The following is an 11,048-nucleotide window of genomic DNA, read 5'->3' on the forward strand; positions in this document are numbered from 1 at the left end:
CCCATGACCGTGTTCGATGTGACGGTGGCGGCCGGCCGGCCGCCGGTGGCCCGGCTGGACGGCCCGGTCGGGGCGCTGGCCGGGCACCGCCCGGCGGTCGACGCGCTGGTCGCCGAGCACGGCGCGGTGCTGCTGCGCGGCCTGAGCCTGCCCGACGCGGCCGCCGTCCAGGAGGCGGTGCGGGCGCTGACCGACGAACAGATGGACGAGCGGGAGCCGTTCGCCCCGCGGACCGCCCACCTGCCCGGCCTCTACAGCTCGACGGAGTGGCCGTCCGACCAGCCGATGTGCATGCACCACGAGCTCAGCTACGCCCTGCGGGCGCCGTCGCGCCAGGTGTTCGGCTGCCTGACGGCGCCGGCCGCGGGCGGCGCGGTGGCGCTGGCCGACGGCGCGGCGGTGCTGCGCGACCTCCCGGCCGAGCTGGTCGAGCGGTTCGAGCGGCACGGCTGGGAGCTGCGGCGCACGCACGGCGGCCCGGTCGGGGTGACGTGGCAGGAGGCCTTCGCCACCACCGACCGGGCCGAGGTCGAGCGGTACTGCGAGGAGAACGGCGTCGAGTTCGCCTGGGACGCGGACGGCCGGCTGCGGACCCGGAGGGTCCGGCCGGCCGTACTGCGGCACCCGGGCACCGGCGAGCGGGTCTGGTTCAACCAGATCGCGTTCCTCAACGAGTGGACGATGGACCCGGTGGTGCGGGAGTACCTGCTCTTCGAGTGCGGCCCGGACGGCCTGCCGTTCAACACCCGCTGCGGGGACGGCACCCCGCTGGACCGGGCCACCGTCGACCTGATCAACGAGGTCTACGAGGCGCACACGGTGCGCGAGCCGTGGCAGGACGGCGACCTGCTGGTCGTCGACAACCTGCGCATGGCGCACAGCCGGGACCCGTACCAGGGCGAGCGGCGGATCGCCGTCGCCCTGGCGGATCCCGTGGCGGTCAGTCGAAACTGAGCGAGCGGTACAGCGACACGTCCGGACTGATCAGGGAGCAGGCCCGCACCGTGGCGGCGACCTTCTCCACGTAGTCGGGATCGGCGGCGTCCAGCAGCACCCCGAGCATGGTGCCGCTGTGCGCCGCCACCACGCCGAGCGCGCCCACGTCCGCGCAGACCCGCAGCACGTCCGGGAGCGTGCGCTTGGGCCACAGCGCCTGGTTCATCTCGGCGCTGCGGGTGGCGACCGCGCCGGCCTCGGCCAGGTCGCCCCGGGCGACCGCGCCGGAGAGCCGGTCGAGGAGCCGGGCGTACTCGCGCCGGTCAGCCGGGGTGAACGGCTTGGCGATCCGGTTGAACGCCACGGTGTCCACGGTCCCGCCCTCGTCCAGGCCGACGATGGTCATGGTGGGCAGCGAGCCGAGCCGCGCGCGCAGCCGGACCCGGCGGTGGTCGAAGGCGACCACCGCCGGGTACAGCACGCCGTCGGTCGGCTCGATCCGGCGCAGCAGGTCCTCCAGCCGTTCCGGCGGCAGGTCCAGGCCGACGGCGTTGGCGACCGCCCGCGCGGCGGCCACCAGGTCGGCCGAGGAGCTGGCCATGCCCTTGCCCTCGGGCAGGTTGCTGTCGACGGTGAGGACGCCGCCGGGCCGGCCCGGTACGGATTCCAGGACCATCTCCGCGATCCGCCGGGCCTTCCCCTTGTGCGGGGGGTGGACCTCGACGGCGGTCGTCCCGGGGTCGACCCGGAAGCTGGCCATCGTCCAGCGGGCCACCGGCAGGGTGACCAGGAAGTCGGCGTCGGGCTCGGGCAGCACGCCCTGGAGCAGTTCACCGAAGGTGCCGAAGCAGGTGCTGACGCCGACGGCGCCCCGGTACGGCTGGGTCGGGGCGCCGTCGGTGGGGACGGCGATCGGGCCGGCGCTCACCGGCATCACGCCTGCGGGCGGAGGACGGAGACCAGGGCCGCCACCTCCGCCGCCCGGGTCCTGGCGAAGTAGTGGCCGCCCTCGTCCAGCAGGTGCAGGGTGAGCGTGTCGACGGCCTGCTCCCAGAGCTTGTAGCGCTGCCCGGGCTCGCGGGTGGTCGGGTCGTCGGCGGCCGCCACCACCTCGACCGGCGTGCCGAGCCGGACCGGCGCGGAGCCGTCCTGGAGGGCGATCAGGTAGTCGTTGGTCGAGCGGACGTCGTGCCGGTAGGCCCGGCCGACCAGGCCGGCCCGCTCCGACTTCATCAGGTCCAGCTCGACGTAGGCGCTGTCGTCCTGGAGCCGGGCGATGAGCTCGGCGTCCCCGAGGGCGCTCACCTCGGCGCTCTCCCGGCGCAGTTCGGCCGGGTCATCCAGCAGCAGCGCGGCGAGGAACACCCGCTCGGCCGGCCGTCCGGCGCCCTCCAGCAGCCGGGCCAGCTCGACCGCGTACGCGGCGCCGGCACAGTGGCCCCAGAGCAGCACCGGGCCGTCGGGCAGGCCGCGCTGCACCCGGCGGGCGATCTCGGCGACGTCGGCCAGCGGCTCGTCCGGGCGGCTGAGGTCGTGCCCGGGCAGCTCGACGGCGGACACCGCGATCCCGAGGGGCGCCAGCTCTCGGGCCAGCTGCTGGAAGTTGACGGCGTTCCCGCCGGCGTAGGGGAAGCAGACCAGGGTGGCCCGGGTGTCGGCGGTCGGCGCGGACAACTGCTGGAGCAGGTCGTCGGCGGTGTCCGGCGCGGCCGCGTCGATCGCCGCGGCGAGGTCGCGCAGCACCGGCCGGGCGACGAGGTCGCGCAGCGAGATCAGCCGGTCGAGCTTGACCACCAGCCGGACGGCGGCCAGCGAGGTGCCGCCGAGCCGGAAGAAGTCGTCGTCCCGGCCGATCCGGCCGACCAGCACGTTGAGCACCTCGGCCCAGGCGGTGGCGAGCCGGCGCTCGGTCTCCGTGGCCGGGGGCACGTAGCCCGCGACGTCCTGGCCGAGCTCCTCGGCCCGGGCGGTGAGCAGCTTCTTGTCGGTCTTGCCGTTCTCGGTGAGCGGCAGGGATTCCAGCCGGTGGAAGTGGGACGGCACCATGTAGTCGGGCAGCGCCGCGGCGAGGAAGTCCCGCAGGTCGGCGGACTGGAGCTGGTCCGAACCGGTGTGGAAGGCGACCAGGTTCTTGGTGGCGTCCCCGGCCCCGGCGATGACCACGGCGGTCTCGGCGACGCCGGGCATCTGCAGCAGGCGGTTCTCGATCTCGCCGATCTCGATCCGGAAACCGCGCACCTTCACCTGCTCGTCCCGCCGGCCGAGGAACTCGATGGTGCCCTCGGGCAGCCAGCGGCCGTAGTCGCCGGTGCGGTAGAGCCGGACGCCGGGCTTGAACGGGTCGGTGGTGAAGGCCTGGGCGGTGCGGTCGGGGTCGTTGATGTAGCCGCGGCCCACGCAGACGCCGGAGAAGGCGATCTCCCCGGGGGCGCCGAGCGGCACCGCCCGCAGCTGCTCGTCCAGGATGTAGGTGTCGACGTTGCGCAGGGACCGGCCGACGTTGACCACGGCGAGGTCGCGCTCGGGCACCCGGTCGAGCACCGCGTGCATGGTGTCGTCCGACACCTCGGTCGCCCCGTACGCGTTGACCAGCCGGATGTCCGGGTAGAGCGCGAACCAGCGCTTGACCAGGCTGACCTTGAGCGCCTCGCCGGTCACCGAGACCGAACGGAGGTCGCCCAGCGCGCGGGGGTGCTTCTCCAGGTTGGAGAGCATCACGTCGAGGTAGGCCGGGACGATCTGGATCACCTGGATGCCGCCGTCGGCGAGCAGCCCGATGAAGCGTTCGACGTCCAGTTGCAGTTCGGTGTCGACGATCGTGGTGGAGCCGCCGGCCAGCAGCGGGGCGAGCAGCTGCCAGAGCGAGATGTCGAAGCACTGCGAGGCGATCTGGGTGACCACCTCGCCGGCCGTCAGCTCCATGTCGTCGAGCTTGGCGTACAGGTGGTTGAGCATGCCCTCGTGCTCGCACATCGCGCCCTTGGGGGCTCCGGTCGAGCCCGAGGTGAAGTAGATGTAGGCGAGTTGACCGGGGGCGATCGCGCGGCCGGGGTTCCCGGCCCCGGCGGAGTCGGTGGCCGCGGCGGCCTCGGCCGCCAGTACCGTCCGGCACTCCCGGCCGGCCTCGGTGACGGCGGCGTGCAGCAGCTCCTCGCTGCCGGCTTCGGTCACCGCGAACCGGCAGTCGCTGCGCTCCAGCTGGTTGGCGACCCGCCCGGCCGGGAAGTCCGGACGGACCGGCAGGTACACCCCGCCGGCCTTGAGCACGGCCAGGGTGGCGGCCAGCCAGTGCAGGTTGCGGTCCATCACCACGGCCACCACGTCCTCGTCGCCGAGGCCGCGCTCCAGCAGCGCGTGGGCGATCCGGTTGGCCCGCTCGTTGAGCTCCCGGTACGTCCAGCGCTGCTCGCCGTGCGAGGCGGCCGGGTCGTCCGGGCGCAGCGCCACCTGCTCCTCGAAGAGTTCGACGAACAGCCGGTCGGGCAGCGGACGGTCGGGCCCGCGGAAGGCGCCGAGCTGGAAGGCGATCTCCTCGTCGGAGAGCAGGGTGCGCTCGTGGTGGGCGGCCTGCGGGTCGGCGGCCAGCGAGCCGAGGGCGGTGAGCACGTAGCCGCCGATCCGTTCGGCGTGGTCGGCGGTGATCGCGTCCCTGCGGTAGGTCAGGGTCATGGTCAGATCGGCGTCGTAGTGCACGGCGAGCACGGTGTCCGGCTCCGGCGGCCGGGCCTCGCCGGTGCGGAGGTCGAGCACGGTCTCGGCCACCGGGTCGAGCGGGGCGGTGGCGGCGCGGGCCGCCTCGGCGACCAGCTCGGCCCAGGAGCCGTCGGCGACGGTGGCGGCGTGCGCGGCGGTCCCGGTGTTGGTGCGGCGGCCGGTCACCAGCTCGCGCTCGGAGGTGAGCGCGGCGAGCACCTTGAGGTGCGCGGCGAACAGGACCGCGGCCAGCTCGACGCCGAGCTCGTCGGCGCGGCCGCAGAGCGCGCCGACGAGCTCCGGCGGCAGGCTCACCCGGTGCCGGTCGAAGCCGGCCTCGGGTGCCTGGCCGGCGATCGTCCAGCGCGGCAGGGTGGTGCCGGCCGGCGGGGGCGTGTCGGTCATCTGGTCTCCCGGGTTGTTCACGAGGTCTCGATGGACAGGAGGGCCGCGGCCCGCGTGGCGCGGTCGGCGGCGGTGGCGGCGTCGGGTCCGGTCGCGACGGCGTAGCCGAACCGGTCGCGGAAGGAGTGGGTGGGCTCGAACTCCGTTCCCGGCGCCACGGTGGTCTCGGCGAGCTCCACGCCGGGCAGCGCCGCGGCCCGCTCGGCGCCGTCGACGGCCCTGACCGTGCCCGCCCGGTGGGCCAGTGCGAACCGGATCGAGGCGTGGCCGGCCCGGTCGGGCGTGAGGGACGGCCCGGTCCCGGCGGCCCGGGCGACCACGGCGGCGACCAGGTCGACGCCGGTCGCCAGCCGGACCAGGGACGGGATCATCCCGCCGGCCAGCCGTGGGTTCACCTCGATCACCACCGGCCCGCGCGGGCCCAGCCGCAGCTCGGTGTGGGCGGCCCCCCAGCCGAGGCCGAGCGCCCGCACCGCCCGGGTGGTGGTGTCGGCCAGCCGCTCCAGCTCGGCCGGTGCGGCCGGCGCGGGGAAGTCGTGCCCGGTCTCGACGAAGTGCGGCGGCGGGCCGAGGTGCTTGCCCACCACGCCCACCACCTCGTGGTCGAAGGTCTCGACGGAGAACTCGCGGCCGGTGACGTACTCCTCCACCAGCACCAGCCCGGGCGTCGCCTGGCCGCGTTCGTTGACCGGCGAGTCGAGCAGCGGCGCCGCGTGCGCGGCCAGGTCCTCGGGGCCGGCGCAGAGCCGGACGCCGACCGAGCCCGAGCCGGTGGTGGGCTTGACCACCACCGGGTAGCCGAGCTCGTCGGCGGCGGCCAGCGCCTCGGCGAGCCCGCCGACCGCCCGGTGGGCGGGCACCGGGACCCCGGCGGCGGCGAGCGCGGCGCGCTGCAGGTCCTTGTGCCGGCAGCGGGTCAGCGCCTGCGGATCGGCGGCCGGCAGGCCGAGCCGGGCGGCCGCGGAGGCCGCGGCGGCGATGAAGTACTCGGAGCTGGAGGTGACGCCGGCGAGGCCGCCGTCCTCGGCCAGCGCCCGGCAGGCCTCGGACACCGCCTCCTGGTCGGCGGTGTCCACCGGCAGGTGGTCCACCGCGTCCGTCGCCAGGTACGGGTAGCGCTCGGGGTGGCGGGTCAGCACCACCGGCCGCAGGCCGAGTTCCCGGGCGGCCGCGCAGAACTGCCGCCCGGAGCCGGTCGTGTTGCTCTCCACCAGGACGAACCAGGTCATGCGCGGTCTCCCCGCTCTCCGTGTCGGACGATCCGTGCGACGGCGTCGGCGAGCCGCTGCTGTGCTGCGGCCCACCGGCTTCTGACGGTGTGGCACCAGGCGTCGTGGTCGGTCAGGTCCCGGTACCCGGCGGCGAAGACGCCGTCGAAGTCCCCGGGGCCGCCGCCGGCCCGCTGCTCGGCGACCAGCGCCGGCAGCGAGGTCTCCGCGCCGGCCAGCTCCGCGGGCAGGTCCTCGGCGGTCAGCCGGGTCGCGCCGCGGTCGACGGCGTGCCGGACGGCTCCGCCGACCAACTGGTGCGCGGTCCGGAACGGCACGTCCTGACGGACCAGCCGGTTGGCCAGCGCGGTCGCCCCGACGAAGCCGTCCTCGGCCCGGGCGAGCATCCGCTCCGGCACCGGGCGGGCGCCGCCCGCGAGCGCACGGGCCAGCACCGTCGCGTCCAGCACCGCGTCGAGGCCGGGCCAGACCGCGGCCACCGCCTCGGAGCCGACCTCGATCGAGTTGGTGAACGGGGTGGACCGCATCATCGTCGCGGCGGTGGTCCAGGCGCCGATCGCGGTGCCGGCCTTGGCCTTGACGTGCTCCAGCAGGAACGCGTTGCGCTTCTGCGGCATCGCCGAGCTGCCGCCGACCAGCCGGTCGGGGAAGGCGACGAAGCCGAACTCGGCGCTGCTCCACAGCTGGAGGTCCGTGCCGAGCCGGCTGATGGTCAGGCCCGCTCCGGCTGCGGCGGCCAGCGCCGCCAGTGCGCCGTCCCGGCTGGCGACCGCGTCCACCGCGTGCCGGGCGGGGCCGTCGAAGCCGAGCAGGTCGGCGGTGACGGCCGGGTCGATCGGCAGGTCGGTGCCGGCGACGGCGCCCGCGCCCATCGGGCAGCGGTCCAGCGCGTCGACGGCCCGGCGCAGCGCGGCGATGTCCCGGCCCAGGGCGATGGCCACGCCGACCAGGTAGTAGCCGTAGGTGATCGGCAGCGCCGCCTGGTAGTGCGTGTGGATCGGCATCACCGCGTGCCGGTGGGCCCGGCCGCGGCTGAGCAGGACGGCCTGCAGCCGGGTCAGTTCGCAGACCAGGTCGGTCAGTCGGGTCCGCAGCCGCAGCGCGGTGGCGGTGGCCTTGAGGTCGTTGCGGGAGCGCGCGGTGTGCAGGCGTCCGCCGATCCCGGCGCCGAGGTCGGCGATCAACTGCTGCTCGTAGGCCAGGTAGAGGCCGCGGGGGGTGGGCACGTCGTGCAGCGGCCGGAAGCCGTCGGCCCGCAGCAGCTCGATCCGCCGGGCCAGCGCGGCGCCGTCGGCGGCCGTGACCAGCCCGCACTCCACCAGCATCACCAGGTGGGCGAGGTCGATGTCGCTGGTGAGCCGGAGCTCGTCGGTGATCTCGGCCGGGCTCGGGGAGCCGTAGACGATGGACTGGATGCGGGCGCCGACGGTGGCGGTGAGGCGGCTCATCGGACCGCCGCCAGGGTGCGGGCCCCGCCGACGACCTCGGCGAGGGAGCGGCGGTTCCAGGCGTACCGGCTCCACCGGTGGGTCGGCCGGGTCGGGTCGTCCACCTCGACCGGGGCCGACGGGGGCGGCGCGGTGTGGCCCTGCGAGGCCAGCCAGGCGTCGTCGTAGACGGTCTCCTGGTAGCGGTAGCCCTCGTCCGGCAGCATGACCACGACCTTGGCGTCCGGGTTCTGGTCCGCCCACCAGCGGGCGACCAGGTAGGCGGCGCCGCTGGTCGGGCCCTGGAACAGGGCGTGCCGGCCGTGCAGTCGACGGGTGGCGGCGAACGCCTCGCCGGCGGTGCACCAGTGCACCTCGTCGAAGTCCCGGTGGTCCAGGTTGGCCGGCATCAGGCTGTTGCCCAGCCCGCGCAGCACCCGGCTGTCGTCGGGGTGGCCGAACAGCACGCTGTTGGGGGTGTCGACGCCGATCGCGCGCACCCCGGGCCGGCCGGAGCGCAGCCCCCGGACGGTGCCGCACATCGAGCCGCCGGACCCGACCGGGCCGACCAGGCAGTCGACCTCGCCCAGCGCGCGTTCCAGGTGTTCGGCGACCAGGGCGTACGAGGCGGGGTTGTCGGGGTTGCTGTACTGCTCGGGGCAGAAGCTGTCGGGCTGCTCCGCGCGGACCTCGGCGAGCCGCCGGAGCCTGGCCTCCTGGTAGCCGCCGACCTCGGCGGGCTCGGCGCAGATCTCGATCCGGGCACCCAGATCGGTCAGCCGGCGGTGCAGGTTGGCGTCGATCGCCGGGTCGCTGACCAGGGTGAGCTGGCGCCGCATCAGCGAGGCCTGCATCGCGAGCGCGAGGCCGAAGGTCCCGGACGTGGTCTCCACGATCGACGTCTCGGGCCCCAGCAGGCCGGACTCCTCGGCCTTGAGCAGGATGTGCCGGGCCGGCACCAGTTTCATCAGGGTGAAGGCCGCGCCGTACAGATTGCCGCCCAACCGGATGATCCGGGGCAGCAGCAGCGCCTCTGTCGTCTCGCGGTACACGTTTCCAGCCATTGTGCTCCCCCGGGGAGGTCGCCATCTCGGCGACGGGTTCGCCGTGGCTGGTCCACGGTCGCCGACGGTGCCTCAGGCCGTCTGCTCAACAGTGAACAGACGCCCTCGCCTGGGCTGTTTACGTTCGCAGCCATGGAAGCCACGCAGGAAGAGACGGTTCTGGCGATCGTCCGCGACGTGCTCGGCCGGCCCGAGCTGAGCCCCGACGACGACCTGTTCGACCACGGCGGCACCTCGCTGTCCTTCGTCCGGGTGCTCGCCCGGATCAACCAGGACCTCGGCGTCAGGGTGTCCGCCACCGCCCTGGGCGGCGTCGCGACGCCGCGCAACCTGGCGGCGTGCGCCGCTGCCGCCGCCGTACCGGCCGTCACGGCCGCAGAGAGCTAAGGGAGTCCCGATGACGGAGCAGCAGGCCACGGCGCGCGAGTTCGCGCTCACGCCGGAGCAGCTGGCGCAGTTCCAGCGCGACGGTTTCTTCGGCCCGTTCAAGGTCTACGAGATCGAGGAGATGCGCGAGATCTGGCGCACCCAGCGTCTCGCCCTGATGGACCGCACCAACGCGGTCTACCAGGAGGAGGCCGCGCAGTCCGGCAACACCAACATCTCCAACTACGACCGGCACCTGGACAACGACTTCCTGGCCGACCACGTCTCCCACGCGAAGATCGTCGACAAGGTCGCCAGCGTGCTCGGCCCGGACGTGCTCTGCTGGCGCACCGAGTTCTTCCCGAAGTACCCGGGGGACGAGGGCACCGACTGGCACCAGGCCGACACCTTCGCCAACGCCTCGGGCACCCCGCAGATCGTCTGGACCGGCGAGGAGTCGGTGCACTTCGGCGGCACGCTGACGGTCTGGACCGCCTTCACCGAGGCCAACGAGGACACCGGCTGCCTGCAGTTCATGCCGGGCACGCACGAGGCGATGATGTACGACGAGACCAAGAAGATGCACTACGACCCCCACCGCATCAACGTGGAGGACAAGGGCGGCATCAAGCGCGGTTTCTTCGGCTACGACTACCGCGAGCTGCAGATCGACGAGGACTTCGTCCCGGACGAGTCCCGGGCCGTGCCGATGGTCATGCGCCCCGGTGAGGCGATCATGTTCTGGTCGACGCTGATGCACGCGTCGCTGCCGCACAACGGCAAGACCGACGAGATGCGCCTCGGCTTCGCCAACCGCTACGTGCCGACCTCGGTGAAGGTCTACCCGGACACCACCCACGTCATCGAGTACGGCGGCCAGGTGAGCCTGGAGCGCTTCGGCTCCGTCCTGGTCTCCGGCGAGAACGCCTACGACCACAACGTCATGGCGACCGAGACCACCACCGGTCACAAGTTCACCACCCGCTGACCCGGCCCGCACCGGTGCTGCGCGCGACCTCCCCGGGTCCGCGTGGCACCGGGGCACATGAGGACTACTGACGATGTTCGCAGTGATGGACGAGATCGCCGTTCCCGGGACGACGCTGCGCGGCTACGCCGCCGGGGACCCGGACCACCCCGCCGTGGTGATCGCCTCGGCGTGCGGGATGCCGGTGGGCCTGACCGAGGCCTGGATCCGCGCGCTGGCACCGGACCACCGGGTGGTCACCTGGGAGACCAGGGGCATGTTCGGCACCCCGGCCGATCAGGCCGGCTTCGACGCCCTCGGGCACGACGTCGCCGCGCAGGCCGCCGACCTGCTGGCCGTGATGGACCACTACGGGATCGAGCGGGCCCATGTGATGGGCCTGTGCGGTGGTGCCGTGGTCGCCGTCCGCGCGGCCGAGGCGCAGCCCCGGCGCTTCGACTCCCTCAGCCTCTGGCACGGCGACTTCTCCGGCACCCCGGGCCCGGTGACGGATCACCAGGAGAACCTTCGGGCGCTGCTCGGGATGGCCGCCCAGGGCCGCGAGGACGCCGCGATGATCAACGGCGCGCTGGCCGAGACCGCCCGGGCCGGTGTCCCGGCGGACGTGGCCGACCTGGTCGTGTACCCGTACTCGACCGACGAACTCTTCTACCGCTACAGCGTGCTGACCCTCCCGACGATGACCGAGGACTGCACGCCGGCGCTGGCCGGGATCCGCCCGCCGGTGCTGGTGGTCACCAGCGAGGACGACCACACCGCGCACCCGGACGGGTCGCACCGGGTGGCCGCCGGGCTGCCGGACTCCCGCCTGCACGTGGAGCCGCACGGGGACCACATCTCCGTCTTCGGCGCGGGGCCGCGCCTTCGCCGGCTTCTGACCGACTTCCTGAGTGGGACTCCCTCGACGCCTGAGGCGTGAAACCCACCCGCCCGCAGCATC

At 74.0% G+C, this 11,048-nt stretch carries 9 protein-coding genes; 4 read left to right on the plus strand and 5 right to left on the minus strand.

From position 1 onward, the window contains the following. Nucleotides 1-3: 3 nt before the first annotated feature. Nucleotides 4-954, plus strand: a complete 951-nt coding sequence (locus tag CRP52_RS17245; RefSeq protein WP_097237222.1) for a TauD/TfdA family dioxygenase — start codon at nucleotides 4-6, stop codon at nucleotides 952-954. Here the strand turns inward: CRP52_RS17245 and CRP52_RS17250 are convergent. Genes CRP52_RS17250 through CRP52_RS17270 form a run of 5 tightly spaced genes read right to left on the minus strand, consistent with a single transcriptional unit; the run spans nucleotide 941 to nucleotide 8,754 of the window. Beyond that, on the minus strand, nucleotides 941-1,864 hold the full coding sequence (locus CRP52_RS17250; RefSeq protein WP_257032535.1) for a GHMP family kinase ATP-binding protein: 924 nt from the start codon (nucleotides 1,862-1,864) through the stop codon (nucleotides 941-943). The two genes, CRP52_RS17245 and CRP52_RS17250, sit on opposite strands and share 14 nt — an antisense overlap. 5 nt (nucleotides 1,865-1,869) lie before the next feature. Then, complete coding sequence (locus CRP52_RS17255) at nucleotides 1,870-5,034, minus strand: non-ribosomal peptide synthetase (protein ID WP_097240139.1); 3,165 nt, start codon at nucleotides 5,032-5,034, stop codon at nucleotides 1,870-1,872. Between the two features lie 17 nt (nucleotides 5,035-5,051). Continuing rightward, nucleotides 5,052-6,263: an ATP-grasp domain-containing protein gene (locus tag CRP52_RS17260; RefSeq protein ID WP_097237223.1), complete on the minus strand. Its 1,212-nt coding sequence runs from the start codon at nucleotides 6,261-6,263 to the stop codon at nucleotides 5,052-5,054. Continuing rightward, entirely contained in the window at nucleotides 6,260-7,711 is a 1,452-nt protein-coding gene (locus CRP52_RS17265; protein ID WP_097237224.1) for an argininosuccinate lyase, read from the minus strand. Before CRP52_RS17265 ends, CRP52_RS17260 begins: the two co-directional genes overlap by 4 nt. Then, a complete protein-coding gene (locus CRP52_RS17270; RefSeq protein ID WP_097237225.1) occupies nucleotides 7,708-8,754 on the minus strand; it encodes a pyridoxal-phosphate dependent enzyme in 1,047 nt (348 codons plus the stop codon). Before CRP52_RS17270 ends, CRP52_RS17265 begins: the two co-directional genes overlap by 4 nt. A 132-nt stretch (nucleotides 8,755-8,886) precedes the next feature. Here CRP52_RS17270 and CRP52_RS17275 point away from each other — a divergent pair, with 132 nt between their 5' ends. The 3 genes from CRP52_RS17275 (at nucleotide 8,887) to CRP52_RS17285 (ending at nucleotide 11,027) form a co-directional block, all read left to right on the plus strand. Further along, entirely contained in the window at nucleotides 8,887-9,141 is a 255-nt protein-coding gene (locus CRP52_RS17275; protein ID WP_097237226.1) for an acyl carrier protein, read from the plus strand. A 10-nt stretch (nucleotides 9,142-9,151) separates the two neighbouring features. Then, the gene (locus CRP52_RS17280; RefSeq protein ID WP_097237228.1) at nucleotides 9,152-10,108 is read left to right on the plus strand and encodes a chlorinating enzyme; all 957 of its coding nucleotides are present in this window, start codon (nucleotides 9,152-9,154) and stop codon (nucleotides 10,106-10,108) included. Nucleotides 10,109-10,181: 73 nt separating this feature from the next. Further along, the gene (locus CRP52_RS17285; RefSeq protein ID WP_097237230.1) at nucleotides 10,182-11,027 is read left to right on the plus strand and encodes an alpha/beta fold hydrolase; all 846 of its coding nucleotides are present in this window, start codon (nucleotides 10,182-10,184) and stop codon (nucleotides 11,025-11,027) included. Nucleotides 11,028-11,048 lie beyond the last annotated feature (21 nt).

This window comes from Streptomyces sp. 1331.2, assembly GCF_900199205.1.
In the GTDB taxonomy this organism is placed as follows: domain Bacteria; phylum Actinomycetota; class Actinomycetes; order Streptomycetales; family Streptomycetaceae; genus Kitasatospora.

Excerpts from the sequence above, each read along its gene's own strand:
- CRP52_RS17245 (WP_097237222.1), top strand. The coding sequence starts at position 4 with ATGACCGTGTTCGATGTGACGGTGGCGGCCGGCCGGCCGCCGGTGGCC.
- CRP52_RS17255 (WP_097240139.1), bottom strand. The coding sequence starts at position 5,034 with ATGACCGACACGCCCCCGCCGGCCGGCACCACCCTGCCGCGCTGGACG.
- CRP52_RS17260 (WP_097237223.1), bottom strand. The coding sequence starts at position 6,263 with ATGACCTGGTTCGTCCTGGTGGAGAGCAACACGACCGGCTCCGGGCGG.
- CRP52_RS17265 (WP_097237224.1), bottom strand. The coding sequence starts at position 7,711 with ATGAGCCGCCTCACCGCCACCGTCGGCGCCCGCATCCAGTCCATCGTC.
- CRP52_RS17270 (WP_097237225.1), bottom strand. The coding sequence starts at position 8,754 with ATGGCTGGAAACGTGTACCGCGAGACGACAGAGGCGCTGCTGCTGCCC.
- CRP52_RS17275 (WP_097237226.1), top strand. The coding sequence starts at position 8,887 with ATGGAAGCCACGCAGGAAGAGACGGTTCTGGCGATCGTCCGCGACGTG.
- CRP52_RS17280 (WP_097237228.1), top strand. The coding sequence starts at position 9,152 with ATGACGGAGCAGCAGGCCACGGCGCGCGAGTTCGCGCTCACGCCGGAG.
- CRP52_RS17285 (WP_097237230.1), top strand. The coding sequence starts at position 10,182 with ATGTTCGCAGTGATGGACGAGATCGCCGTTCCCGGGACGACGCTGCGC.